The organism is Variovorax sp. N23, from assembly GCF_025486315.1.
Classification (GTDB): domain Bacteria; phylum Pseudomonadota; class Gammaproteobacteria; order Burkholderiales; family Burkholderiaceae_C; genus Variovorax.
In genome coordinates this window covers 223,179-248,429 of record NZ_JAOOPY010000001.1, presented here as the reverse complement: position 1 = coordinate 248,429, position 25,251 = coordinate 223,179, and the positions used below count along the sequence as shown (strand labels likewise).

The following is a 25,251-nucleotide window of genomic DNA, read 5'->3' as shown; positions in this document are numbered from 1 at the left end:
AGGCCATCTAGTTCTTCATCGTGGTGGAGTCGGGATGGAGGCGCTCCTTGGCGGCCTCCCCAGCCTTGTCGACGGCCTCCTTCGATGCACGGGCCGCCTGCTGCGCTTCCTCGTCCGCCTTGCGCAGCGCATCGCGTGTCGCCTTCGCCGCTTGGAGCGCATCCTCCCGGGCAGACTTGGCGGCGTGTTGTGCCGCGCTCTTTGCCTTCTCTGCGGCATCCCGGGTGGCGACGGCGGATCGCTTGGCAGCGTCCTCTGCCTTCCGGGCGAGTTCCTTCGTTTCTTCCGTCGCCTCCTCGGTGGCCCGCTCGGCTTTGCGTGCGGCCGCCTCGGCCGCCTCATCGGCCTTGCGGACCGCCCGGTTCACGGCGCGCGCGGATCGCTCGGAGGCGTCCTCAACGGATGCCTCCGCCTTTTTCATTGCTGCCGCCACGTGGGCAGCAGCCAGACGTGCCGCTGCTTCGGCCTGCTTCGCCGCCTTGGAGGGCAAGCTCTGCGCCTTCGCCGCACCTTGAGTCGCCGCTGGCGGCGTTGGTGATGGCGGCTTGTCTGCCGCCTGGCTGACTGCAACGCCAAGCAGAACGGTCGCAATCAACAGGTATTTGAGTCTATGTGCCATGGGAGCCTCTCCGAGGTTTGTGGATACGAGCAGGATCGTCGGAGCACACCGGCACACCATTGATGTGGCGCAACTTCAAAGCGCTGCGGCACAAACTCAACCCGGAGATTCATGCCGAGGAGACATGCGACCTTCTTCGACAACGCCTCTCCCTCGCTTGATCCATCGCAATACGGTCAGCGCTTCCCGGCCGATCATCGAACGCCCATTCGCGGAGGTTTCTATGCATTGCCTGGTTCCAGACATCGACTTCGTCGATCGGTTCGTGCGCGTCGGCACGCGCGTTCCGCTCGATGTTCTGGCCGCACCGCGCCAGAACCGGTGAGGGCCCCCTCCAAGGAGATACATGCGCTGCACTCGGCGACGGCACCGCCACCATCCAGCGCCCTGTTCTCCGCACTCCAATCCCTGCGTGAGGACATCCATGCGGAGGACACGCTGATCGCCAGCCGCGTCACGTGGTACGTGACGTCGCAGGCCTTCCTCCTGACGGCGTATGCCACCTCCTGGAACGCCGGCTTCGCGTGGCGCACGTTCTTCCACGATGTGCTTCCACTCGCGGCGATGGTCCTGTCCGTCCTGATCTTTGCGTCGATCTACGCAGCCAGTTGGGCCCAGCAGGTCTATATCCGTGAACAGACGATGCTCGTGCGCCAAATCAGGAGCGGGTTCGAGCTCTCCGCTTCAGCATCGCTGGCGCTCGCATCGTATGAACGAACCATGATCGCCAACCGCAAGAGCGCCTCGGGCCATGTCATCGGCGGCCGCATTCATGCGCTTGTCCGCGTCACGCCGCTCGTCCTGCCGATCGGATTCGCGCTGCTGTGGCTCTACGCATACAGGTTCGCGCCGACGCTCGCCGGCTGAGTTCGAGCATCGGCGATCGCTGCGCCGAGCTGGTCTGCGCGGGTCACGCGACGCACCAGAGCCGTTCGCGCTGGAGGCCATCGAGACCTTGCTGGCGTCTCGCCCCGACCTGCCCCAGGTGGCGTGCTTCGACACCAGCTTCCATCACACGATGCCACAGGTTGAGCAGATGCTGCCCCTCTCGTGGGCGGCCTGGGAGGCGGGCGTGCCGCTCTACGGGTTCCACGGGCTCTCCTACGAATCATGTCGATCGTGCTGGCCGAGCGGCATGGCGACCGCGCACGCGGGCGCACCATCGTCGCGCACCTGGGCAGCGGCGCCAGCCTGTGCGGCATGCAGGCCTTGCGCAGCGTCGCGACGACGATGGGGTTCTCGGCACTGGACGGACTCATGATGGGCACGCGCTGCAGAGCGCTCGACCCCGATGCGGTGCTGCACATGATGGAGACCCAGAAGCTCTCGCTAGAGGACGTCGACCATGCGCTCTATCACGCGTCGGGCTTGCTGGGCATCTCCGGCGTATCGCCCGACCCGCTCGACCTGTTGCATTGCGAAGCGGACAATCCGCGCGCTGAAGCGGCACTGGCGCTGTATGTGCGCCGCATCATGCGGGAGATCGGGCGCTCGTGGCCGTGCTCGGTGGGCTCGACCTGCTCGTCTTCACCGCTGGCATCGATAAGCACAACGCAACCATCCGGCGACGCGTCTGCGAGGGTGGTATTCGACGCCGCGGCCAACGAGGCCGGCGCCGGCGTCATTTCCGCTACGGCCAGCCCGGTGCGCGTGGCGGAGGAGCCGACCAACGAGGAGTGGATTGCCGCCATGCGTGCGGCAGAGATCATCCAGGGCGCGATCGCCTGAGCAGTTCGGTTGAAGCCGCCCCGGACGCCACCATAGCCGTCGGGACGGACTTGAAGTGTAGACATCCACAAGGGGCCGACTGCCGCTTTGGCCTGAAGCCGACTTTCATGTCGCTCAGAAGCGGACCTTCAAACGATCAGTTGGATGGGGAACGCCGTCGGCTCCTGAGAATAGCCAACGCGACAGCGGCCGACATCTCCGCTCCGGTCCGCAACTTTGTTCCACTGTCCATTGCTTTATTCCCCAGTCCACAGCTTTGTTCCCCGCTGGCAACCGATCCCACGTCGGCCCCATGGGTTTCCATGTGGACACCGTCCAGTCACTTTGCTATCGTATTGTGGACGGCGTACACAAATCAGCCCTCGCCACGCACCCCTCCGCCCCACCAGCCCCCAGGAGACTCCCATGCCCTCTTTCAACGCGTACCTTTTCTTCGACGGCACGGCGGCACAGGCCATGCCCTTCTACCAAGGCGTGCTCGGCGGCAAGCTCGACGTCATGACCTTCGCGCAGATGCCGGGCGCGCAGCAGCAGCAGATGTCGGCCGCCACCGCCGCCCGCGTGATGCACGCGATGCTCACGTTCGACGGCGGCCAGCTGATGGCCTCCGACACCATGGAAGGCCCGCCGTACGAAGGCATGAAGGGCTTCGCGCTCACGGTCAACAAGGACACGGCGGCCGAGGCCGAGCAGGTGTTCGCCGCCCTGGCCGAAGGCGGCCAGATCACGATGCCGATCGCCCCCACCTTCTGGGCCGAGCGCTTCGGCATGTGCACCGACCGCTTCGGCACGCCGTGGATGGTCAACGGCGGCATGCAGCAGCATGGCTGAGGCCGCAGCACCGATGACGGCGCAGGCGCGTGCGCCCGCCGAGGAGCGCCGGCGCTGGCTCGCCCTGATGGTGCTGTGCCTGGGCGTGCTGATGATCGTGCTCGACACGACCATCGTGAACGTCGCCCTGCCCTCCATCCGCCAGGACCTGGCCTTCAGCGAGACCGCGCTGGTCTGGGTGGTCAACGCCTACATGCTGACCTTCGGCGGCTTCCTGCTGCTGGGCGGGCGGCTCGGCGACCTGTTCGGCCACCGGCGCGTGTTCCTCGCCGGCATCGTGGCCTTCACCGTCGCGTCGCTGGCCTGCGGGCTCGCGAACTCGCAGGCGCTGCTGATCACGGCGCGGGCGGTGCAGGGCCTGGGCGGCGCGGTGGTGTCGGCCGTGTCGCTCTCGCTGATCATGAATCTCTTCACCGAGCCGGCCGACCGCGCCAAGGCGATGGGCGTCTACGGCTTCGTCTGCGCGGGCGGCGGGAGCATCGGCGTGCTGCTGGGCGGGCTGCTGACCGGCGCGCTCAGCTGGCACTGGATCTTCCTCGTCAACCTGCCGATCGGCGTGGCCGTGTACGCGCTGTGCGTGGCACTGCTGCCGCCGCACCACGGCAACCGCACCGGTGTGCGGCTCGACGTCGCCGGCGCAGTGAGCGTGACCGCCGCGCTCATGCTCGCGGTGTACGGCGTGGTCAACGGCAACGAAACCGGCTGGGCCTCGACGCAGACGCTCGTGCTGCTGAGCGCTGCCGTGCTGCTGTTCGCCGTCTTCCTGGTGGTCGAGGCGCGGGTGCGCGACCCGCTGGTCCCGCTGGGGCTGTTCCGCCTGCGCAACGTGGCGACCGCCAACGTCGCCGGCGTGCTCTGGGCCGCCGCGATGTTCGCCTGGTTCTTCATCTCGGCGCTCTACCTGCAGGGGGTGCTGGGCTACAGCCCGATGCAGGTCGGCCTCGCCTTCCTGCCGGCGAACCTGATCATGGCGGCCTTCTCCGTGGGGCTGTCGGCCAGGCTGGTGATGCGCTTCGGCATCCGCTGGCCCCTGGCCATCGGGCTGCTGATCGCGGCGGCGGGCCTCGCGTGCTTCGCGCGCGCGCCAGTGGGCGGCGACTTCGTCGTGCACGTGCTGCCGGGCATGCTGCTGCTCGGCCTGGGCGCCGGCATCGCCTTCAACCCGATGCTGCTGGCCGCCATGAGCGACGTGCGCCCGGAAGACGCCGGCCTGGCGTCCGGCGTGGTCAACACCGCCTTCATGATGGGCGGCTCGCTCGGCCTGGCGGTGCTCGCCAGCCTGGCCGCCGCGCGCACCGGCACACACCTGGCGGCCGGCGCGCCCCAGGCCGTGGCGCTCAACGCGGGCTACCAGCTGGCCTTCGTCGTCGGTGCGGTGTTCGCCGCCGCGGCGGCGGTACTGGGCGCGGTGTTCCTGCGGCCTGGTGCCGCGGCGTCCGGCCATCCGCACCCATGAGTCCGCCGATCCATCTGCTGCTGAGGCTTCGTTCGTCCCTGCTGTTCCACACCCACCGGAGATCGCCCATGCCCCGCTACGTCGACGGATTCGTCCTGCCCGTGCCCAAGGACAACATCGAGGCCTACCGCAAGATCGCGCGCAAGGCCGGCAAGATCTGGCGCGAGCACGGCGCGCTGGAATACATCGAGTGCGTCGCCGACGACGTGAAGCCCGGCAAGCGCACCTCCTTCCCGCAAAGCGTGAAGCTCAAGGCCGACGAGGTCGTGGTGTTCTCGTGGATCGTCTACCCCTCGCGCCAGCAGCGCGACGCGATCAACGCCAAGGTGATGGCCGACCCGCGGCTGAAATCGATGATGGACCCGAAGGCGATGCCCTTCGACATGCAGCGCATGTTCTGGGGCGGGTTCAAGACGCTGGTCGAGCTCTGACACGATGGCGCGAGCGATGTCCTGAATTGATCGATTCAGGTCCGGCACGGCACGGACGAGCGGCTTGTGTCCCTTCAGAATCAGGCGCAACATCCACAACCGCCGCCGCACCCACAACCATGAAGACCTGTCTCATAGTGATCGACGTTCAGGAATCGTTCCGTCACCGCCCCTACTCCACCGAGCGCGACATGGGCGCCTACCTGGCCGCCCAGAACGCGTTGATCGACGGCTGCCGCGAGGCCGGCGTGCCGATCGTGCGCGTGTTCCACGTCGACGGGCCCACCACGGCCGACAACCCCTTCGCCGTCGAATCGGGCCACGTCCGCCCGCTCAAAGGCCTGGCCCCCTTCGACGCCGCCGAGACCTTCACCAAGCACCGCCACAGCGCACTGGTCAACACCGGGCTCGATGTGTGGCTCACGCAGAACGGCATCGGCCGCCTCATCGTCAGCGGCATCCGCACCGAGCAATGCTGCGAGACGACGACGCGCCATGCGTCCGACCTCGGCTGGCAGGTCGACTACGTGACCGACGCCACGCTCACCTTCGACATGACGCAGCCCGACGGCCGGCCGCTCCCGGCCGCCGAGATCAAGGACCGCACGGCCACCGTGCTGCAGGACCGCTTCGCCACGCTGTGCAGCGTGCCGCAGGCCCTGGAACGGGCACGCGCATCGCAGGCGGCTTGAAGGCGCATCGGCATGCTCGAACTCCGCCCCGCCTGCGAACACTGTGCCGCGGCACTGCCGCCCGCGTCGGCCGACGCGCGCATCTGCAGCTTCGAATGCACCTTCTGCGCGCACTGCGCCGACACCTTGCTGCAGCAGGTCTGCCCCAACTGCGGCGGCAACCTGGTGCCGCGGCCGATCCGGCCGGCGCAAGACTGGAACGGCCGCGGCAACTCGCTGCAGCACCACCCGGCGCCGAGCCAGGCCAAGCACCGCCCCGCCGACCTCGCTGCGCATGCCGAGTTGCTGCGGCGCCTGGCCGGCAGGCCGCCCGGCGCGCGTTGAGCGCGACGACTCAGGACCGCCGTTGACATCAGGACCACCGATCCGCGTCGCCTTCGCGCTGCTGCCGAACAGCCTGGTGCTCGACTGGGCCGGCCCGGCGGAAGCGCTGCGCATCGCCAACCAGCTGCTGCGCGCCAGCGGGCAGCCCGAGCGCTTCGTCGTCGACTTCGTGTCGCCGACACCGAGCAGCATCGGCTCGGTCGGCGTGACGTTGAGCGGCCTGGCACCGTTGCCCACGGCCTGGGACGGGCCGGCGTGGATCGTGCTGGTCGGGCTGCCCGGCCGCACCATCGCGGTCGACAGCGACGAAGCGCGCGCGCTGCTGCACTGGCTCGGCGGTCAACGGCTGGAACGCGGCCGGCTGGAGCTGGTCACCGTGTGCGCCGGCACGCTGCTCGCGGCGCATGCGGGCCTGCTGGCCGGGCACCGCGCGACCACGCACCACCACCACCTCGACGAGCTGCGCGCCGTGGCGCCCGACTGCGAGGTGGTCGCCAACCGCGTCTTCGTGCTCGACCCGCCGGTGTTCAGCAGCGCCGGTGTGACGACCGGCATCGACCTGATGCTGCACCGCATCGGCGAGGTTTGCGGCGAGGCGCTGGCCGCGCAGGTGGCGCAGACGATGGTGGTGGCACTGCGGCGCGGGCCGCACGACCCGGAGCTGTCGCCCTTCCTCGCGCACCGCCATCACCTGCACGCCGCGCTGCACCGCGTGCAGGACGCGGTGAGCGCGCAGCCGCAGGCCGACTGGACGGTGCCGCGGATGGCGGAGGTGGCCCACACGTCGCCGCGCCACCTCACGCGGCTGTTCATGGAGCACGCGGGCGTGGCCCCGCTGGCCTACCTGCGCCGGCTGCGGCTGGCGTCCGCACAACTCGCGCTGCAGGCCGGCGCGAACGTGACGCGGGCCGCAGAACAATCGGGCTTCGGGTCGGACACGCAGCTGCGCCGGGCGTGGCGGCAGTTCGGGTTGCCCGGGTCGCCATCGTCGGCCACATCCGCCACGGCGAACCGCTGACGAGCGATCAGGCGCTCAGGGCGCGCCGGTGCCGCCCTGCGCGGTCAGCGGTGCAGCGGCCGCGTCCGGCGTGCCGGCCTGGAGCCATTCGGCCGTGTGCGTGCCCAGCGCGTCGAGCTGCAGCGCGATCAGGCCGAGCTGCGTGCGCACCAGGCCCACGGCTTCCTGCGTGTCGGCATCGGCCTGGACCACGCGCGCCAGCGCCTCGCGCACGGGGTGGCCGGCAGCCAGGTCCGCGACATCGGTCGTTCCACGCGCGAAGGCCTGCGCCAGCGCGTCGAGCGCCGCCGCCGCGCCTTCGATGCTGTCGAACAGCGCCGACGCCGACCGCGCCTCTGCCAGCGCGGTGCGGTGCGCGCCCAGCGCCGAGACGTAGCTCAGCAGCGTGTGCGAGCGGATCAGAAAGCGCAGCGCCACGCCGGCATGCGGCCGCACCACGCCCGGCTCGCGGAACATGTCGCTGACGGCGGTCGACAGCGCCGCATCGGCGTTGTGGGCGTTGCGCCGCGCCAGCCGGTAGGCCAGGTCGTCGCGCGCGCCCGAGCGGTACTGCGCCGCGATCTGTCGCAGGTAGGCCGCATGCGTCTGCAGGGCCGCAGCGGCCAGCTCGTTGATGCGGCGCGCCGCCCAGTGCGGCAGCACCAGCACCATCGCCAGGCCCGCGAGCGCGCTGCCGATGGCGGTGTCGATGAGCCGCGGCCACAGCAGCAGGCCGCCATCGCCGACCTGGTTGAAGAACATCAGCACCAGCAGCGTGACCGCCGCGGTCGCCAACAGGTAGCGGCGGGCCCGCGCGCCGAAGAAGAACACGCCGGCCGCCACCGCCACCAGCGACTGCAGCCAGGGCTGCGGAAAGAGCGTGAGCACCGCCCAGCCGAGCACCACGCCGAGTGCCGTGCCGGCGACGCGCTCGGCCATGCGCGCCATCGTGTCGCCATAGGTCGGCTGGATGACGAAGAGCGTGGTCAACAAAATCCAGTAGCCCTGCACCGGGTGGATCAGCAGCATCACGCCGTAGCCGGCCACGAGCGCCACGGCCAGTCGCACCGCGTGGCGGAACAGCGGCGAGCGCGGCGCGAGCTGGCGCCGCACCCGCTCGACGGCATCGCGCCCGCTGCGCGGCGAGCGGTCGTACAGGTCCATGTCGGTCCGCCCGGCCTGCGCCGCGGGCTGGCTGGCGCCGGCGAGCTGGCCGTCGAGCTGCGCGAGGTTGCGGACCAGCGCCTCGACCGAGGCCAGCAGCGCCAGGCGCTGCGGCGTGTCGGCCCGCGTGCGTTCGTGCGCGATCGCGCTGCGCAGGTCGGACAGCGCCTGCACCGTCGCGCCGCCGGCGACGAAGGGCTCGCGCCGCGCGATCGACAGTGCCAGGCGGCGGCAGGCGTCGGCCTGCAGCGCCAGCACGCGCTGGCAGCGGTAGAGCACGTCGCTGTGGAAGAAGGCGTCGGCCAGCGCGTTGTAGTCGTCGTGCGACGAGCTGGCACGCTCGTGCACGTCCTGCGCGATCAGGTAGAGCCCTCGGTAGCGCGTGATGCGGCCGGTCGGCGTGCGCGGGCCGATGCGGCGGAAGATGCTCTCCTTCGCGGCGTTGAGCGCGCCCACCACGCCGGTGTTGAGCTGCGCCAGCGACAGCCGCTTGCGCTCGATGTCGACGCCGCGCACCGGCTCGAACAGCGAGGCCTTGAAGCCGACGTAATCGGCCAGCGCATGGAAGAGCTTCACCAGCAGCGCCTGCACCGGCTCGGCCGGGAACAGCGCGGCCCAGCCGACCGACCAGGCGCCGTACCAGGCGGCGCCCGACAGCAGCAGCGCCACCTCGTGCCAGCGCGGCTGGCCGCCGGCGGCGTGGTCGAGGCTGAGCGTGGCGTACATCGCGAGGATCAGCGTGGCATGGCCGATGGCCTTGAAGCGCGCCTCGATCGCGCCGAGCATGGTCAATGCGAAGGCCGCGACCGCCAGGCCAGCGATGAAGAGCACCGGCCGGCCGAACAGCGACTCGACCGCAAAGGCCATCGATGCGAAGCACAGCAACGTGACGGCCTGCGCGCGCCAGCGGCCCTGCCAACTGTCGTCGGTTTCGGCGAGCGCGCTGGCGATGATGCCCAGCGCTGCCGGGATCAGCGCATGCATGTGGCCCGTGCCGACGCACAGCGCCATGGCACTGCCCAGCGCCAGCAGCACCCGCAGCGGCTGGCCGCCGGCGGCGAACAGCCAGCGGCGCGGCGACAGGGCGAGAACGGAATCGGTCATGGCCGGATGCTGCAGGATGCGTGCCACCGCGCGCGGCGCCGCAGCGTGGTTCAGGTCGGCAGATAGCCGCAGAAGCGCAGCACGTGGCCGTCGGGTTCGCGCAGCGCGAATTCGCGCAGGCCCCAGGGCTGCGACGTGGGCGGCTCGAGGATGTCGACGCCGCGCTTCACGTAGGCCGCGTGCAGGCCGTCGAGGTCGTGGCCCACATGGATCACGATCTCGCCACGCCACGGCCGCGCCTCGCGCGTGTTGACCTGCCAGAGCCGCAGGTAGACCGCCTCGCCCTGCCCGGCCGCCGGCACATGCTTCACCCGCGCATAGCTCGGCGGTTCGCCGGCAATGAAGTCGAGCTCGAAGCCCAGCACGTCGCAGAAGTAGCGCGCGGCGCGGGCCGCATCCGCCACCGGCAGCACCGGCTGCACGCCATGGAACTGATGGCGCGTGCCGAGGTCGCTGCCCATCAGTTCAGCGCCCGGCGCAGGGCCGCGACGCGCTCGGCGATGGCATCGAGGTCGAGCGCCTCTTCGGCGTGGCGCAGGTAGGTTTCCAGGTCGCGCACCGCGGCGGCCGTGTTGCCCTGCGCGGCGTGCGCCAGGCCGCGGTCGCGGTGCTCGCCCCAGGCCTCGGGCAGCAGCGCCACGAGGCGGTCCTGCACGGCGATGGCGCGTTGCCAGTCTTCCTGCGCGCGGTGCACTTCCTTCAGGTTGCGCAGCATGCGGCCGATGATCTCGCGCGGCGTGGCCGGCTGCAGGTAGAGGCCCAGCGGCACGTCGAAGTCGCCGACCAGGCCGTTGCTGCGCTTGTAGGGCTCGAGCCGCTCGCTCAGGTCTTCGCGCGAGAGCGACTTGCCGGTGAAGGGGTCGATCACCACCTGGCCCTTGGGCAGCGTGACCTTCATCATGAAGTGGCCCGGGAACGCGACGCCGCGCGCCTGCAGGCCCAGCCCCTGCGCCAGCTCCATCCACAGCACCGCCAGCGAGATCGGGATGCCGCGGCGCGTGCGCAGCACCGCGTTCAGGTAGCTGTTGTCGGGGTCGTAGTAGTCGTTGACGTTGCCGCCGAAACTCAGGTCGTGGAAGAAGAACTGGTTGAGCGCGCGCAGGCGCGCCAGCGGCGCCGCATCGGCCGGCAGCCGGCGCTTGAGGCGGGCCAGCAGCTGGTCGACGTCGCCCAGCACCTGCTGCACGTCGAGCTCGGGGTACTCGTCCTGCGCCAGCGACGTGGCCGCCTCGAGCAGCGGAAACTGGTCGTCGCTCTTGACGAGCGAGTCGAAGTATTCGAGGGCGGTCGGTGCCGAGAAGCTGAACGTCATGAGGCTCTTTGTAGAGGAGCGCGCCGGGAGCGTCAAGGCAACGACGCGTCGACGCGCCTTATCGCTTGATGAAACTGCGCAGCCGCACGCCCAGCAGGGTCAGCGCGGCGAAATAGAGCACCCCGGCGCCGGCGATGAACAGCGCCAGCAGGCCGATGCGCCGCAGCCGCGCGTCGCGCAGCGCCACCCAGTCGAAATGCTGCGCGCCCCAGTACAACAGAAGGCCCAGCAAGGCAGCCGACACGAGCACCTGCAGGACGAACTTGCCCCAGCCGGGCTCGGGCTGGTAGCTGCCGCGCCGCATCAGGCCGCCGAGCAGCCACAGCGCGTTGACGACCGCGCCGATCGCGATGGTCAGCGTCAGCGCGGCGTGCTGCAGCAGCGGCACGAGCACCAGGTTGAGCAGTTGCGTGAAGATCAGCACGCCGACTGCGATGCGCATCGGCGAGCGCATGTCGTGGCGCGCGTAGTAGCCCGGCGCCAGGACCTTGATGGCGACGATGCCGACCAGGCCCGCGCCGTAGCCCATCAGCGCGACGGTGGTGCGCTGCACGTCGAGCGCGCTGAAGGCGCCGTTGTGGAACAGCACCGCGACCAGCGGCTTGGAGAACACCAGCAACGCCACCGCGCAGGGCACCGACAGCAGCACGACGAGGCGCAGGCCCCAGTCGAGCAGCGAGGAATAGCGGGCGTCGTCCTTCGCCGCGCGGGCGCTGGCCAGTTGCGGCATCAGCACCACGCCGAGTGCCACGCCGAGCATCGCGGTGGGGAACTCCATCAGCCGGTCGGCATAGCTGACCCAGGTGACGCTGCCGGGTGCCAGGTGCGAGGCGATCTGCGTGTTGATGAGCAGCGAGATCTGCGCGACGCTGACGCCGATCAGCGCCGGCAGCATCAGCTGGACGATCTTGCGCGTCGTCGGGTCGCTCCACGATGTGCAGAGGGCGCGCCAGCTCACGCCGATGCGCGGCAGCATGCCGATGCGGCGCAGCGCCGGCAATTGAATGCCCAGCTGCAGCGCCCCGCCCACCATCACACCGACACATTGGGCGTAGATCGGCTCGATGCCCCAGCGCCGGAACAGCGGCGCACCGAGCAGGATCGAGGTGATCAGCGCCACGTTGAGCAGCACCGGCGAGGCGGCCGGCACCGCGAACTTGCGCCAGGTGTTGAGCACCCCGCCGGCCAGCGCCACCAGCGACATGAAGAAGATGTAAGGGAACATCCAGCGCGTCATGAGCACGGCGGCGTCGTAGCCGTGCGGCGTCTGCTGCAGGCCGCTGGCCATCGCCCACAGCATCACCGGCGCCCCCGCCACGCCGGCGATGCACAGCAGCACCAGCGCCCAGGTCAGCAGCGTCGCGACATGGTCGACCAGCGCCCGCGCGCCGGCGTCACCCTGCTCGGTGCGCGTGGCCGCCAGAACCGGGACGAAAGCCTGGCTGAACGCCCCCTCCCCCAGCACCCGCCGGAACAGGTTGGGAATACGAAAGGCCACATTGAAGGCGTCGGTCAGCGCGCTGACCCCGAACACCGACGCCATCAGCAGGTCGCGGACCAGCCCGGTGACCCGGGAAGCGAGCGTCAGGAGCGAAACGGTGGAGGCGGATTTGAGCAGGGACACGGCGGCGAAGTGTAGGCCCCGGCATGGCGGCGTCCCCGCCAAACGACGCACCCTGGAGGCGAATTGGGTGCCGGGCTATAATCTTTGGCTTTGCTGCATCATCCCCAGACACCAGGAACCTAAAAAATGGCATCCGCAAAACCCAAGAAGAAGAACCCGCGCCTCGCGTCGGGCCGCAAGCGCGTCCGCCAGGACGTCAAGATCAACGCCGCGAACACCTCGCTGCGTTCCAAATACCGTACCGCGGTCAAGAACGTCGAGAAGGCCGTGCTGGCTGGCGACAAGACCAAGGCCACCGAACTCTTCGCGAAGGCCCAGAGCATCGTCGACATCGTCGCCGACAAGGGCATCTTCCACAAGAACAAGGCAGCGCGCGACAAGAGCCGTCTCGCCGCCAAGGTCAAGGCACTCGCCCTGGCCGCACCGGCGCAAGCCGCCGCCTGACCTTCCGTCAGGCCAAGCCCGGACCGGTCCGCCGGTCCGCCGTTTGACAGGGGTGCGCTGCAGCAAAAGTGAAAAACCGCCTTCGGGCGGTTTTTTCATGGGCGCCGTACTTGTTGCCACCGCCGAAGGCACATGAGCGCCATCCAGGAGAAAACCGGCAAACGCGCGGGCGCAGCGTGCAGATATGCGCAGTTCTGGCGTGAACACCCCTACAGGAAATGCCGCCGATTGCCGATAGCAAGACCGGCGGGCCTGCACGCAAGGCACCTCCATCGATCAAGCCAACACCAGCCGGGGACACCATGAGCAGCACCACAGTTCTGAACGAAGTCGACGAGCGCACCAACCTCACCAGCAGCAACAGACTGGAACTGTTGTTGTTTCGCCTCGGTGAAGCGCCTCAGTCCGACCGACGGGAGCTGTTCGGCATCAATGTGTTCAAGGTGCGCGAGATCATCGTGGCGCCCACCATCACGGCGGTCGCGGGCTCGTCGCCGCACATGCTTGGCGTGACCAATATCCGCGGCCAGCTGATGCCCGTGATCGACCTGGCGGGAGCCGTGGGATGCGTGCCGAAAAACGGACGCAACATCCTGCTGGTGACCGAATATGCACGCACGACCCAGGCGTTCGCCGTCGAAGAGGTCGACGAGATCGTCCGCCTCGAATGGAGCCAGGTGCTGTCGGCGGAAGGCAGCACATCGGCCAGCGGCCTGATCACCAGCATCGCCCGGCTGGATGGCGACGTCCATGGCACGCGCCTGGCGCAGGTGCTGGACGTCGAGCAGATCCTGCGCACCGTGATGCCACCCGCCGCCGAGGACGCGACGAAGGCCGACGCGGTCAGCGTGAAGGTGCAGCTGCAGCCCGGCTCGGTGATTCTGGCGGCAGACGATTCGATGCTTGCCCGCTCGCTGATCGAGCATGGGCTCACGGCGATGGGCGCGGCCTACGTGATGACGAAATCCGGGAAGGAGGCGTGGGAGCGCCTCGAGGCGATGGCCGATGCCGCCAAGGCCGAGGGCAAGACCGCCGCCGAGAAGATCGCGCTGGTCCTGACCGACCTGGAGATGCCCGAAATGGACGGCTTCACCCTGACGCGGAAGATCAAGGCGGACCCGCGCTTCAGCGCGATCCCGGTGGTGATCCATTCATCGCTCACGGGGACGACGAACGAGGTCCATGCCAAGGGGGTCGGGGCGGATGCCTTCGTCGGCAAGTTCGTCGCGCAGGAACTGGCCGAGACCATCGAGAAGATGCTCCTGGCGCGACGCTAGGAACGACTCGCCTCGCACGTCGTCGGGCTGCGCCTCAGGGCTTGGCCGGCGGCGGTGCGTCGGGCACGGCGCAGGCTTCGGCGATCTGCAGGCCGTTGTCGCGGGCGAAGTTCATGACGAAATCCCAGGCCATGACGTCGTGGTCGCGCAGGTCGGTGTGGACGATCACACACTTCACGCCGCCGATGCTGGTCGGCACGCACCAGGGCGAATAGCTCAGGTGGCTCCCGGGCGTCGCGCCGCCGGGGCGAAAGGAACTCATCACGCCAGCGAGCCGTTCGGCCCAGTCGCTCGGGCGAAAGGTGCGCCCGTCGGACGTGATGCCCTGGATGAAAACTTCTTTGGCGCGGGGAGAAATCATCGGTGGGAAAAAGGCGCCGCAAGGCGTTGTGCTGCGACGCACAAGATTCTAGCCGCGGGCTCGTCCTGCGGCATGCCGGCCGACATTGCTGCAATGCGGAATCGGCAACAAAGCCGCAAAGGACGCGGCCTAGAATCGCTTTCCCTTCCCCGGAGAACCGCATGAGCGCCATTGCTGAACCCACCTCGCCTCACGTCATGAACACCTACGGTCGGCTGCCGATCGCGCTGTCGCACGGCCAGGGCTGCCGAGTCTGGGACACGAACGGCCGCGCCTACCTCGACGGGCTGGGCGGCATCGCGGTCAACACGCTGGGCCACAACCACCCCGAGCTGGTGCCCGCGCTGCAGGACCAGCTCTCGAAGATCATCCACAGCTGCAACTACTACCACGTGCCCGGCCAGGAGACGCTCGCCGCCAAGCTGACCGACCTGGCCAGCATGACGAACGTCTTCTTCTGCTGCACCGGCCTGGAAGCCAACGAAGCCGCCCTGAAGCTGGCGCGCAAGTTCGGCCATGACAAGGGCATCGAGCGCCCCGAGATCGTGGTCTACGAAGCCGCCTTCCACGGCCGCTCGATCGCCACGCTGTCGGCCACCGGCAACCCGAAGATCCAGAAGGGCTTCGGCCCGCTGGTCGAGGGCTTCATCCGCGTGCCGCTCAACGACATCGACGCGCTGAAGAAGGCGACCGAGGGCAACCCGAACGTGGTGGCGGTGTTCTTCGAGGCCATCCAGGGCGAAGGCGGCATCCACCCGATGGCCCTGGAATACATGCGTCAGGTGCGCGCCCTGTGCGACGAGCGCGACTGGCTCATGATGATCGACGAGGTGCAGTGCGGCATGGGCCGCACCGGCAAGTGGTTCGCGCACCAGTGGGCCGGCATCGTCCCCGACGTGATGCCGCTGGCCAAGGGCCTGGGCTCCGGCGTGCCGATCGGCGCCGTGGTGGCCGGCCCGCGCGCCGCCCACATCTTCGGCCCCGGCAACCATGGCACCACCTTCGGCGGCAACCCGCTGGCCATGCGCGCGGGCATCGAGACCATCCGCATCATGGAAGAGCAGAAGCTGCTCGAGAACGCGGTCACCGTCGGTGCGCACCTGAAGGCGGCGCTGGAGCGCGAATTCGAGGGCCTGGCCGGCGTAAAGGAAGTGCGCGGGCAGGGCCTGATGCTGGGCATCGAGCTCGACCGACCCTGCGGCGTGATCCTCAACCGCGCCTGCGAGGCCGGGCTGCTGCTGTCGGTGACAGCGGACAGCGTGATCCGCCTGGTGCCACCGCTCATCCTGAGCGTGGCCGAGGCCGACGAGATCGTCGCCATCCTCGCGCCGCTGGTGAAGACCTTCCTCTCGGAACCGAAGCCATGACGACCGGACAAGCGATCAGGCATTACCTGCAGTTTTCCGATCTGACGGCGCACGAATACGCCTACCTGTTCGAGCGCGCCGCGATCATCAAGAAGAAGTTCAAGGCCTACGAGCGCCACCAGCCGCTGGTCGACCGCACGCTGGCGATGATCTTCGAGAAGGCCAGCACCCGCACGCGCGTGAGCTTCGAGGCCGGCATGTACCAGCTGGGCGGCTCGGTCGTGAATCTCACGACCGGCGACAGCCAGCTGGGCCGCGCCGAGCCGATCGAGGACAGCGCCAAGGTCATCAGCCGCATGGTCGACATCGTGATGATCCGCACCTTCGGGCAGGACAAGATCGACGCCTTCGCGGCCAACTCGCGCGTACCGGTCATCAACGGCCTGACCAACGAGTTCCACCCCTGCCAGATCCTGGCGGACCTCTTTACCTTCATCGAGCACCGCGGCTCGATCCGGGGCAAGACGGTGGCCTGGGTCGGCGACGGCAACAACATGGCCAACACCTGGCTGCAGGCCGCGGAGATCCTCGGATTCAAGGTGCATGTGAGCACGCCCAGCGGCTACGAGGTCGATCAGTCGATCGCCGGCATCCGCTCGGCCGAGAGCTACCAGGTCTTCAAGGACCCGATGGACGCCTGCCGCGGCGCCGACCTGGTGACCACCGACGTCTGGACCAGCATGGGCTACGAGGCCGAGAACGAAGCCCGCAAGACCGCCTTCGCCGACTGGTGCGTCGACACCGAGATGATGCGCATCGCCCAGCCGGACGCGCTCTTCATGCATTGCCTGCCGGCGCACCGCGGCGAAGAGGTCGAAGCCGACGTGATCGACGGGCCACAGTCGGTGGTCTGGGACGAGGCCGAGAACCGCATGCACGTGCAGAAGGCACTGATGGAATTCCTGCTGCTGGGGCGCCTGCAGGGCACCTGAACGACGCCCTGCTCTCGTGCCCGGCGGCGCTCAGAACGCGTGAAGGAACCGTCGCGAGCGCCCCGAGCTTGCGCCCCGGACCGGAGCCGCACTCCCGTGCGGTGAGGACCGCAGATGCGAGATCGGGGTGCGCAGCAGGTTCATTCACGCGTTCTCAGCGGATGCGCTTGCTGATGCCGGCGAGCCGTTCCATCACGACCATCAGCACCAGCGTCACCAGCACCATCAGGGTCGAGACGGCCGCGATGCTCACGTCCAGGCGCCCTTCCAGGTCCTGCCACATGCGGATCGGCAGCATGTCGGTGGAGGCGTCGCGCAGGAACAGCGACACCGGCACGTTGTCGAACGAGGACATGAAGCTGATGAACGCGCCGGCGGCCACGCCCGGCGCGATCAGCGGCAGGGTCACCCGCCGGAAGGTGTACGCACGGCTCGCGCCCAGGCTGGCCGAACTCTCGAGCAGGGCCGGCGGCAACTGCGAGAGCGCCGCGACCGTGGTGCGGATGACGTAGGGCACCCCCACCACCGTGTGGCCGATCACCAGGGTCCAGAGCGACAGTTGAATGCCGATGCGCGAGAAGTAGATCAGCGACGCCAGCCCGAAGGCCAGCGCCGGCAGGATCAGCGGCGACATGAAGAAAGAGTCGAACACCCGCGCCATCGCCTTCTCCGAGCGCGCGATGCCCATCGCCGCGCCGACGCCGAGCAGCACTGCGAGCAGGGTCGATGCGCACGCCACCTTCAGGCTGTTGAGCGCCGCGTACTGCAACTGGAAGGCATCGGGCAGCGAGGCATACCAACGCAGCGAATAGCCCGGCGGCGGAAACTTGAGCGAAAAGCCGTTGGTGAACGACAGCACGATCACGATGACCGTGGGCGCCAGCAGCAGCACCGTGGCGATGGCCGCGATGGCGCCGAGCACCCCCGTCAAGGCGATGGCCGAGCCTTCGTGTTGGCGGCCGGCACTCATGGCAGTGGTCTCATGCTGCGCCGCGGCCGAGCCGTCCGAGGAAATTGAAGATGCTGACACACGCCATCACCGCGACGAGGAACACCAGCGAGATGGCGGCGGCGAAAGGCCAGTTCTGCAGCGACGAGGCCTGCTGGTAGATGTACATCGGCATGAACAGCATCTGCCCACCACCGATGAGCGACTGCGAGATGAAGGCGGTGATGCTGGCCGCGAAGGTCAACAGGCAGCCCGCCACGATGCCCGGCAGCGTGAGCGGCAAGGTGATCTTGACGAAGGTGCGCAGCGCGCTCGCACCCAGCGCCGACGAGGCGTCCTCCAGGTTCGGATCGAGCTTCTGCAAGGCGGTGATGAGCGGCAACACCATCAGCGGCAGCTGCACGTTGGCGAGCGTGACGATCAGCCCGCCGCGGGTGTAGAGCAGCTTCAGCGGCGCGTCGATCCAGCCGAAGTCCGCCAGCACCGAATTCACGATGCCCTGGCGCCCGAGGATCACGACCCAGGCGAAGGTGCGCACCACCACGCTGGTCAGCAACGGCATCAGGATGGCCAGCATCAGCAGCTTCTGCAGACTGCCGGGGCTGCGCACGTAGCACCAGGCCAGCGCGTAGCCGAGCAGCAGGCACAGCAGCGTGGTCTGCAGGCCGAGCCACAGCGTGTCGAACAGCACCGGCAGCGTGAAGCCGTCGGTCGCGATCTTCACGTACTGGTCGAAGCCGAAGGACTGGAGCTCCGGCGTGGCGTAGAAGCTGATGACGACCAGCAGCAGCAGCGGCGCCAGGAAAAACAGCACGAAGAACGCCGCCAGCGGCGTGGCGAAGGCCAGGCTGTAGCCGGTGACGGGCGGACCCTTGAGAACGGCGGCGGTCATCGTGCGGTGCGCGCTTCAGGGGGGGATCAGAGCTTGATCTCGCGGTTGAAGCGGTCGATCCAGGCGCTGCGGTTCTCGTTGATCTTCTTCCAGTCCTGGAAGACGAACTTCTTCTTCATCTCGGCCGTGTCCTTGGCCAGCACCTTGGCGATCTCGCCTTCCATCTTGACCTTGCCGTTGGTGGGCACGACCAGGTACGGCGCCTGCATCAGCTTGCCCTGCACCTCGGGCGACAGCGCCACGTCGATGAGCTGGGCGGCGAGCGCCTTGTTGGGCGAGTTCTTGACGATGTGGATGCTGGTCTTGAAGGCGATGGCGCCCTCCTTCGGCGCCACGAATTCCACCGGCACGCCGCGCGCCTTGAGGATCTGGATGGCGTTGAAGTTGCCCGGGCTGATGTCGATCTGGCCCTGCTGGTAGAGCGCGGCCAGCGCGCCCGGGTTGGCGGCCACGGCAGCCAGGTTCGGCTTGAGCTTGTCGATGGCCTTGAAGCCCTCCTCGACATTGCCCTCGCCGCCGCCATGCATGCGCGCGACCTCGACCAGAAAGCCGGTGCCGAGCGTCGAGTTGAGGTTGGTGATGCCGACGCGGCCCTTGTACTCGGGCTTCCACAGGTCGGCCCAGGAGGTCGGCGGCGTCTTGATCTTCTCGGGGTTGTAGGTCAGGCCCACCACCTGGAAGAACATCGACGGACCCATCGGGTCCTGCGCCTCGGGGATCAGGTCCTTGTAGTTCTTGCTGGACGCGACCGGGAAGGGTTCGACCAGGTCCTGCCCGATGGCAGTCAGCGCCGGACCCGGGTCGTGCAGCATCACGTCGATGGGCGGGTTGTTGCGCGCCGCCGCGACCTTGGCGATCTGGTCGACCGAGAGCATCGCGTCGAGCAGCACGTCCTGGCCGGTCGCCTTCTTGAAGGCGGGCACCAGCACGTCGCGGTGCGCCTCTTCCCAGCTGCCGGTGAAGGTGGCGAACACCAGCTTGCGCGCCTGCGCCTGGCTGATGCCGGGGAAGAGCTGCATCGCGCTCAGCGTGAGCGCACTGCCGAGCAGATGACGACGGGACAGTTCCATGGAAGACCTCTTGAAAGTGAGTGGAAGTGAAGACGGGACGGAGCGGGATCTCAGGGGGCGGCGAACACGGTGACGCCCTCGGGCGACGCGGGCCGGAGCCGAACGCGCGTACCGGCGGCGCGCGGCCCCATGCCCGGCGTGCGGGGTTCGGACAACTTCAGCCGCAGGCCCGAGGCGGTGCGGATCTCGTGGACGATGGTGGCGCCCAGCGGCATGCCCAGCTCGACCGTGCCTTCGAGGCCGTCCGACGCGGTGTCCGCATCCAGCCGCATGTTCTCGGGCCGGATGCAGGCGACCACGCGCGCGCCCGGTGCGACGCCCATGGGCGCCCGCGCCGCGAGCCAGGTGCCGTCGTCCAGCCGGACGCCGGCGTGCCCACCGGCGACCTCGCCCAGCACGCCCGGCAGCACGTTCGCGGTGCCGACGAACTGGTTGACGAAATAGGTCGCCGGCGTGTCGTACACCGCCGAAGGCGCGGCGAACTGCTCGAGCCGGCCCTGGCTCAGCACGGCCACGCGGTCGGCCATGCCGAGCGCCTCTTCCTGGTCGTGCGTGACGATGATGGCGGTGGTGCCCGCCGCGCGCTGGATGCGCTTGATCTCGATCTGCATGTCCAGCCGCAGGCTCTTGTCGAGCGCCGAGAAGGGCTCGTCGAGCAACAGCACGCGCGGCTCGATCGCCAGGGCGCGGGCGAGCGCCACGCGCTGCTGCTGCCCGCCCGACAGCTGCCTGGTGAGCCGGTCGGCCAGATGGCCGAGCTGCACCATCTCGAGCATCTCGGCGGTGCGCCTGCGGGCGGCCTGGCGGTCGGTGCCGCGCGCCGCCAGGCCATAGCCGACGTTGTCCGCCACCGTCATGTGCGGGAACAGCGCGTAGTTCTGGAAGACGATCCCGACCTGGCGCCGAGCCGGCGGCAGGTCGTCGATGCGGCGCCCGCCGACCACCACCTTGCCTGAGGTCTGCTGGATGAAGCCCGCGATGATCCGCAGCAGGGTCGTCTTGCCACAGCCGCTCGGGCCCAGCAGCGCGACGAGTTCGCCGGCCTGGACTTCCAGGGTCACATGGTCGACGGCCAACGCGCCCGCATAGCGATGCACGATGTCGTCGAGCGTCAGGCTTTGTCCGGTGGTCGATTCCATGAAGGAGCTCCATGCAATCGGCGTGCCATGTTTTGTATCCAATGTGCGCGGACCGATCTTTTGCAGAACCGGCGTCGCGTCGAGGCGGCGTCCTCCACTGCCGCTGAAAACGGACGCAGTCATCTGCAAAGCACCGCCGGCATGATTTGGTGCAATCCGGCACTGAATTGGATACAACTTATCGAAAAGATGCACCGAAAAGGCGGGTGGAAGCGCTACGCGGACGATGCCGGCCGCGCCATCAGCAAGCGCAGGCCCATCGCCGCGGCGGCCGTGAACAGGACCGCAAAGGCCGTCGTGGTCCCCGCCGCGGCACCGAGTACGGCGAAGCCGATCGGCGCCAGCGCCAGGCCGGCGTAGCCGAAGAGCAGCACCGCACCGCTGACGGCACCGGCACGTTCGGGGCCGGCCAGCCGGGCGATCTCGGCGACCATCACGCCGTTCCAGCCACTGGCGCTGAGCCCCAGCAGGGCCAGCAACACGGCCAATGCGGTGGGCGGCGGCACCACCGGCCAGAGGAACAGCGCGAGGCCGGCACCCCCCATCAGCAGCCCGAGCGCGCCGACGAGGCGCACCGTCGACACGCCCGGCCGCTGCGCCACGCGACCCCAGAGCAAGCGCCCGACCAGGCCCGCGGCCTGCATCAGCGCCACCCAGCCGGCCGCCTCAGGCACCGGCAGCGACCAATGGCGCACCGCATGGCTCATGGTGAAGAAGTTGAGGCACACCTGCGTGGCCATGAGCACGACCGTCGTGGCCGTCAGCACCCGCAGCGCCGGCGATGCGGCGAGTGCGCGCAGCCCGCTCGCATCGACGGCCGCACCGGGCGATGGCACGCGGCGGACGGCGGGCGGCGCGCCGTCCACCCGCTGCAGCGCGAAGCAGCAAAGCGCCACGGCGAGCGCGAAGGCGGCGACCGCACCGAAGGCCGCCGCCGCGTGCACCAGCATCAGCGAAGGCAGCAGCAGCGAACCGGCCACGGCGCCGATCTGGTTGCCGGTCTGGCGAACCGAGAAGACCCACGGCCGCCGGGCGGGCGGCGTCACGCGCGACAGCACGGCGGCGCTGGCGGGTGTCTCCGGCCCGAAGGCCAGACCCAGCAGCACCGCGGCCGGCCACAGCGACCAGCGCGCGGGGCCCAGGCCGAACGCATCGGCCACGCCGCACAGCATGGCGAGCAGCACGCACAGCATGCAGAGCCCCGCCAGCGGCAGGTCGCCGACGCGGCCGATCAGCCAGCCGGTCGCCAGCGACGACAGCGCACCGACGCCGAACAGCGTCGTCCCCAGCCACCCGAGCGTGCCGAGGTCGACCCCCAACTGCGGCGCCAGCACCGAGAGCGAGAAAGCGCCCATGGCCACGACCGCCTGCACCGCCGTCATGGCGGGCAGCGTGCGGCCGAGCGCGGTGGTCAAGGGGCCGCCCGGGGACCGAGCAGGCGCGCGATGGCGTCGGGCAGACCGCAGTTCGGCTTCAGCGGCGGCGGCGCGAAGCTGCCGCTGCGCGCCTTGCCCGGCGCCAGCGCCACCATCGTCTCCGCATGCCGCACGGCGCTCGACACGCCGTCGACCACCGGCACCGGCAGCTCGCCGCGCACCGCGCGCGCCAGGCCCGCCAGCGGCGCGCCGGCGAGGATGATCACTTCGGCGCCGTCTTCGGCCACGGCGCGCTCGCACAGCGCGCGCAGCGCCTCTGCATGGTCGGTCTGCACGCTGCCGATGCCGGCCAGCGGCTGGTCGAGCGCGCGGATGCTGGCGAGTCGGCCGACGAGCCCGTTCGCTTCGACCACCTCGCGGTACCAGGCGCTGATGCGCTGCGAGATCGCGATGATCGAGAAGCGGTGGCCCAGCAGGCAGGCACTGGCCAGCGCCGATTCGCTGAGCCCCAGCACCGGCACCGGTAGCGCCTCGCGCAGCCCGCCCAGGCCCGGGTCGCCGAAGGCCGCGACGATCACCGCGTCGTGGCCTTCGACATGCTCGGCCGCGACCTGCGCCGTGGCGTAGGCGCCGATCAGCGCCTCGAAGCGCGTCTCGATGTAGGCCACGCCGAAGGGCGCCGTCTGCATCGTGATCTCGGTGCCCGGCGCGGCCGTGCGGCGCGCTTCGGCCTCGATCAGCGCCGTGACGCTCTCCGAGATGTTGGGGTTGATGATGAGCAGGCGCATGGCATCAAGCGCTCAGGGCCGCGCGACGTGCCGGCATCAGCGACGGCGCGCCGCAGGCCAGCAGCTGGCCGCGGCCGGGTTGCGGATGGAACTCGCGGCCGTCCCACACCACCTCGCCGCGGCTGAGCGTCAGGCCCGGCCAGGCCTTCAGGCGCATGCCTTCGTAGGGCGTGTAGTCGACCTCGTGGTGCAACTGCTCGTTCTTCAGGATGAAGTCGCGCTCGTCCCAGATCACCAGGTCGGCGTCGGCGCCGATCGAGATACTGCCCTTGCGCGGGTGCAGGCCGTAGGCCTTGGCCGGGCCGGTGGCGGTCAGCTCGACGAAGCGGTGCGGCGTCATGCGGCCGGCCAGCACGCCTTCGGACCACAGCAATGCCATGCGCGTCTCGATGCCGGGGATGCCGTTGGGAATGTGGCGGAAGCCCACCTCTTCACCGTTGGGCTTCTTGCCTTCGGCCGCATCGAACTTGAAGGGCGCGTGGTCGGACGAGAACACGGTGAAGAGCCCGTCGTTCAGCCCGTCCCAGATCACCTGCTGGTTCGCCTTGTCGCGCGGCGGCGGGCTGCAGACGCACTTCGCGCCCTTGTAGCTGTCGTCGATGCCGAGGTCTTCGGCCGTGAGGAAGAGGTATTGCGGGCAGGTCTCGGCGAACACGCTCAGGCCATGCGCGCGCGCCCAACGGATCTGCTCGACCGCCTCGCGGCCCGAGACGTGCACGATCAGGATCGGCACGTCGACCAGCTCGGCCAGCGCGATGGCGCGGTGCGTCGCCTCGCGCTCCACCAGCATCGGCCGCGAATGCGCGTGGTAGCGCGGCGCGGTGCGGCCGGCGGCCTCGAGCCGCTTGGTCAGCCACTCGATACAGTCGGCGTTCTCGGCGTGGATCATCGCCATCGCGCCCTGCTGGCGCGCGACGTCGAGCACGTCCAGGATCTGACCGTCGTCGAGCTTCATGTCGTCGTAGGTCATGTAGATCTTGAACGAGGTGAAGCCTTCGCGGATGAGCGCGGGCAGCTCGACCGTCAGCACCTCGGGCGTCGGGTCGCTCACGATCAGGTGGAAGGCGTAGTCGACGTGCGCCTTGCCGGCGGCGCGTGCGCGGTAGTCCTCCACCGCGGCGCGCAGCGACTGGCCCTTCTGCTGCGCCGCGAAGGGAATGACGGTGGTCGTGCCGCCGCAGGCCGCCGAGCGCGTGCCGGTGTCGAAGTCGTCGGCGTTGCGCGTGGGCGGCGGCATCGGCTGGTCGAGGTGGCAGTGCGCGTCGACGCCGCCCGGCGTCACGGCACGGCCGGCCGCGTCGATCTCGCGCGCGCCCGGTCCGATGCCGAGCCCGAGCTGCACGATGCGGCCGTCGCGGATGCCGATGTCGCTGATGAAGGTGTCGCTGGCCGTGATGGCCTTCGCGTTGCGGATGACGAGGTCGAAGTCAGGCATGGGGTGCGTCTCTTGAAAATGTGGAGCGGTCGGCGGTTCAGGCGGCCATCCACCCGCCGTCGATCATGAGTTCTGCGCCGGTCAAGAAGCGTGTGTCGCTGCTGGCCAGAAAGAGCACGGCGCGTGGGCCGACGAAGCCGCAGGCACCGGTGATGAAGGTCGACACCTCAGGCATCCACGACCGCCGGTTCGGGGCGCAGCAGCGACAGGATGTGGCGCTTGTAGTCGTTGAACTGCGGGCTGGTGGGGTCCCGCGGCCGGGCCAGATCGATCTTGATCATCTCGCGGATGCGCCCCGGCCGCGCCGACATCACGGCCACGTGCGTGCCGAGCGACAGCGACTCATCGATGCCGTGCGTCACGAAGACGATGGTGCTCTGGCTCTCGCGCCAGATGCGCACCAGTTCGCCGTGCATCTCCATCTTGGTCTGCTCGTCGAGCGCGCCGAAAGGCTCGTCCATCAGGATCACCTCCGGGTTCATGAGCAGCGCGCGCGCGATGCCCACACGCTGGTTCATGCCGCCGGACAGTTCGCTCGGGAAATGGTTCTCGAAGCCCTTGAGGTTGACCATCTCGATGAAGTGCTGCGCCTTCTTTCGGCGAATGTCCTTGCCGACGCCCTGCATCGTGAGGTGGAAGGCCACGTTCTCCCAGACGGTGAGCCAGGGCATCAGCGTCGGCTGCTGGAAGACGACGCCACGGTCGGCACCGGGCGCCGTGATCACGTGGCCGCCGACCTTCACGGTGCCTTCGGTCGGCTTGTCGAAGCCTGCGATGAGGTTGAGCAGCGTCGACTTGCCGCAGCCGCTCGGCCCCAGCAGGCACAGGAATTCGTTGCGGCCGACCTCGACGCTCACGTTGTCGAGCGCCTTCACCGCGCTCTTGCGCTTCGGGTCGTCGAACAGCCGCGTGACGTTCTGGATGGTGATGAGGCTCATG

General features: G+C 69.0%; 27 protein-coding genes and 1 pseudogene. 13 read left to right on the top strand and 15 right to left on the bottom strand.

Features of this window, described 5'->3' with window-relative positions; translation table 11 throughout:
* Nucleotides 1-7: 7 nt before the first annotated feature.
* On the bottom strand, nt 8-619 hold the full coding sequence (locus tag N8A90_RS01145; RefSeq protein ID WP_262072807.1) for a hypothetical protein: 612 nt from the start codon (nt 617-619) through the stop codon (nt 8-10).
* 157 nt (nt 620-776) lie between these two features.
* On the opposite strand from N8A90_RS01145, the gene N8A90_RS01140 reads away from it, so the two are divergent.
* From N8A90_RS01140 to N8A90_RS01100, 9 genes and pseudogenes are all read left to right on the top strand, one after another.
* Entirely contained in the window at nt 777-944 is a 168-nt protein-coding gene (locus N8A90_RS01140) for a hypothetical protein (RefSeq protein WP_262072806.1), read from the top strand.
* Nucleotides 941-1,486 (top strand): hypothetical protein, encoded by a 546-nt coding sequence (locus N8A90_RS01135; RefSeq protein WP_262072805.1) that lies wholly within the window; start codon nt 941-943, stop codon nt 1,484-1,486. Before N8A90_RS01140 ends, N8A90_RS01135 begins: the two co-directional genes overlap by 4 nt.
* Nucleotides 1,371-2,347: pseudogene (locus tag N8A90_RS01130) on the top strand (acetate kinase). The gene N8A90_RS01135 and the pseudogene N8A90_RS01130 overlap by 116 nt, the downstream one beginning before the upstream one ends.
* 405 nt (nt 2,348-2,752) lie before the next feature.
* Complete coding sequence (locus N8A90_RS01125) at nt 2,753-3,178, top strand: VOC family protein (RefSeq protein ID WP_262072804.1); 426 nt, start codon at nt 2,753-2,755, stop codon at nt 3,176-3,178.
* Nucleotides 3,171-4,634 carry a DHA2 family efflux MFS transporter permease subunit gene (locus tag N8A90_RS01120; RefSeq protein WP_262072803.1) on the top strand — a complete coding sequence of 488 codons (1,464 nt, stop codon included), beginning with the start codon at nt 3,171-3,173 and terminating at the stop codon, nt 4,632-4,634. Before N8A90_RS01125 ends, N8A90_RS01120 begins: the two co-directional genes overlap by 8 nt.
* Nucleotides 4,635-4,702: 68 nt before the next feature.
* Complete coding sequence (locus N8A90_RS01115; protein ID WP_262072802.1) at nt 4,703-5,065, top strand: DUF1428 domain-containing protein; 363 nt, start codon at nt 4,703-4,705, stop codon at nt 5,063-5,065.
* 119 nt (nt 5,066-5,184) lie between these two features.
* On the top strand, nt 5,185-5,757 hold the full coding sequence (locus N8A90_RS01110; RefSeq protein ID WP_262072801.1) for an isochorismatase family protein: 573 nt from the start codon (nt 5,185-5,187) through the stop codon (nt 5,755-5,757).
* Nucleotides 5,758-5,769: 12 nt separating this feature from the next.
* On the top strand, nt 5,770-6,081 hold the full coding sequence (locus tag N8A90_RS01105; protein ID WP_262072800.1) for a DUF1272 domain-containing protein: 312 nt from the start codon (nt 5,770-5,772) through the stop codon (nt 6,079-6,081).
* A gap of 22 nt (nt 6,082-6,103) precedes the next feature.
* Nucleotides 6,104-7,099 carry a GlxA family transcriptional regulator gene (locus tag N8A90_RS01100; RefSeq protein WP_262072799.1) on the top strand — a complete coding sequence of 332 codons (996 nt, stop codon included), beginning with the start codon at nt 6,104-6,106 and terminating at the stop codon, nt 7,097-7,099.
* 15 nt (nt 7,100-7,114) lie between these two features.
* Here the strand turns inward: N8A90_RS01100 and yccS are convergent, their stop codons facing one another.
* The 4 genes from yccS to murJ are packed head-to-tail and all read right to left on the bottom strand — an operon-like array spanning nt 7,115 to nt 12,282.
* Nucleotides 7,115-9,346 carry a YccS family putative transporter gene (yccS, locus tag N8A90_RS01095; RefSeq protein WP_262072798.1) on the bottom strand — a complete coding sequence of 744 codons (2,232 nt, stop codon included), beginning with the start codon at nt 9,344-9,346 and terminating at the stop codon, nt 7,115-7,117.
* Between the two features lie 50 nt (nt 9,347-9,396).
* Nucleotides 9,397-9,807, bottom strand: coding sequence for a bleomycin resistance protein (locus N8A90_RS01090; RefSeq protein WP_262072797.1), 411 nt, complete (start codon nt 9,805-9,807; stop codon nt 9,397-9,399).
* Nucleotides 9,807-10,658, bottom strand: coding sequence for a SirB1 family protein (locus tag N8A90_RS01085; protein WP_262072796.1), 852 nt, complete (start codon nt 10,656-10,658; stop codon nt 9,807-9,809). The genes N8A90_RS01090 and N8A90_RS01085 overlap by 1 nt, the downstream gene beginning before the upstream one ends.
* 58 nt (nt 10,659-10,716) lie before the next feature.
* On the bottom strand, nt 10,717-12,282 hold the full coding sequence (gene murJ, locus N8A90_RS01080; protein ID WP_262072795.1) for a murein biosynthesis integral membrane protein MurJ: 1,566 nt from the start codon (nt 12,280-12,282) through the stop codon (nt 10,717-10,719).
* A gap of 126 nt (nt 12,283-12,408) precedes the next feature.
* On the opposite strand from murJ, the gene rpsT reads away from it, so the two are divergent.
* Together rpsT and N8A90_RS01070 are read left to right on the top strand one after the other, a co-directional pair.
* On the top strand, nt 12,409-12,726 hold the full coding sequence (gene rpsT, locus N8A90_RS01075; RefSeq protein ID WP_262072794.1) for a 30S ribosomal protein S20: 318 nt from the start codon (nt 12,409-12,411) through the stop codon (nt 12,724-12,726).
* A gap of 302 nt (nt 12,727-13,028) precedes the next feature.
* Entirely contained in the window at nt 13,029-14,003 is a 975-nt protein-coding gene (locus N8A90_RS01070) for a chemotaxis protein (RefSeq protein ID WP_262073135.1), read from the top strand.
* 34 nt (nt 14,004-14,037) lie between these two features.
* Here N8A90_RS01070 and N8A90_RS01065 read toward each other — a convergent pair whose 3' ends face one another.
* Nucleotides 14,038-14,364 carry a DUF3579 domain-containing protein gene (locus N8A90_RS01065; protein ID WP_262072793.1) on the bottom strand — a complete coding sequence of 109 codons (327 nt, stop codon included), beginning with the start codon at nt 14,362-14,364 and terminating at the stop codon, nt 14,038-14,040.
* Nucleotides 14,365-14,525: 161 nt separating this feature from the next.
* Between N8A90_RS01065 and N8A90_RS01060 the strand changes: the two genes are divergently transcribed.
* Together N8A90_RS01060 and argF are read left to right on the top strand one after the other, a co-directional pair.
* On the top strand, nt 14,526-15,731 hold the full coding sequence (locus N8A90_RS01060) for an aspartate aminotransferase family protein (protein ID WP_262072792.1): 1,206 nt from the start codon (nt 14,526-14,528) through the stop codon (nt 15,729-15,731).
* Nucleotides 15,728-16,663, top strand: coding sequence for an ornithine carbamoyltransferase (gene argF / locus N8A90_RS01055; RefSeq protein ID WP_262072791.1), 936 nt, complete (start codon nt 15,728-15,730; stop codon nt 16,661-16,663). Before N8A90_RS01060 ends, argF begins: the two co-directional genes overlap by 4 nt.
* Before the next feature lie 154 nt (nt 16,664-16,817).
* Here the strand turns inward: argF and N8A90_RS01050 are convergent, their stop codons facing one another.
* The 9 genes from N8A90_RS01050 to N8A90_RS01010 form a co-directional block, all read right to left on the bottom strand.
* Nucleotides 16,818-17,633, bottom strand: coding sequence for an ABC transporter permease (locus N8A90_RS01050; RefSeq protein ID WP_262072790.1), 816 nt, complete (start codon nt 17,631-17,633; stop codon nt 16,818-16,820).
* 10 nt (nt 17,634-17,643) lie between these two features.
* Nucleotides 17,644-18,504 carry an ABC transporter permease gene (locus tag N8A90_RS01045; protein WP_262072789.1) on the bottom strand — a complete coding sequence of 287 codons (861 nt, stop codon included), beginning with the start codon at nt 18,502-18,504 and terminating at the stop codon, nt 17,644-17,646.
* 26 nt (nt 18,505-18,530) lie between these two features.
* Nucleotides 18,531-19,574, bottom strand: a complete 1,044-nt coding sequence (locus N8A90_RS01040) for an ABC transporter substrate-binding protein (protein WP_262072788.1) — start codon at nt 19,572-19,574, stop codon at nt 18,531-18,533.
* Between the two features lie 50 nt (nt 19,575-19,624).
* Nucleotides 19,625-20,713 carry an ABC transporter ATP-binding protein gene (locus tag N8A90_RS01035; RefSeq protein WP_262072787.1) on the bottom strand — a complete coding sequence of 363 codons (1,089 nt, stop codon included), beginning with the start codon at nt 20,711-20,713 and terminating at the stop codon, nt 19,625-19,627.
* A 215-nt stretch (nt 20,714-20,928) separates the two neighbouring features.
* Nucleotides 20,929-22,128 (bottom strand): MFS transporter, encoded by a 1,200-nt coding sequence (locus tag N8A90_RS01030; RefSeq protein WP_262072786.1) that lies wholly within the window; start codon nt 22,126-22,128, stop codon nt 20,929-20,931.
* Nucleotides 22,125-22,877: an aspartate/glutamate racemase family protein gene (locus N8A90_RS01025; protein WP_262072785.1), complete on the bottom strand. Its 753-nt coding sequence runs from the start codon at nt 22,875-22,877 to the stop codon at nt 22,125-22,127. The genes N8A90_RS01030 and N8A90_RS01025 overlap by 4 nt, the downstream gene beginning before the upstream one ends.
* 4 nt (nt 22,878-22,881) lie before the next feature.
* Nucleotides 22,882-24,312 carry a dihydropyrimidinase gene (gene hydA / locus N8A90_RS01020; protein WP_262072784.1) on the bottom strand — a complete coding sequence of 477 codons (1,431 nt, stop codon included), beginning with the start codon at nt 24,310-24,312 and terminating at the stop codon, nt 22,882-22,884.
* A 37-nt stretch (nt 24,313-24,349) separates the two neighbouring features.
* A complete protein-coding gene (locus tag N8A90_RS01015; protein ID WP_262072783.1) occupies nt 24,350-24,478 on the bottom strand; it encodes a hypothetical protein in 129 nt (42 codons plus the stop codon).
* Between the two features lies 1 nt (nt 24,479).
* Complete coding sequence (locus tag N8A90_RS01010) at nt 24,480-25,250, bottom strand: ABC transporter ATP-binding protein (protein WP_262072782.1); 771 nt, start codon at nt 25,248-25,250, stop codon at nt 24,480-24,482.
* Nucleotide 25,251 lies beyond the last annotated feature (1 nt).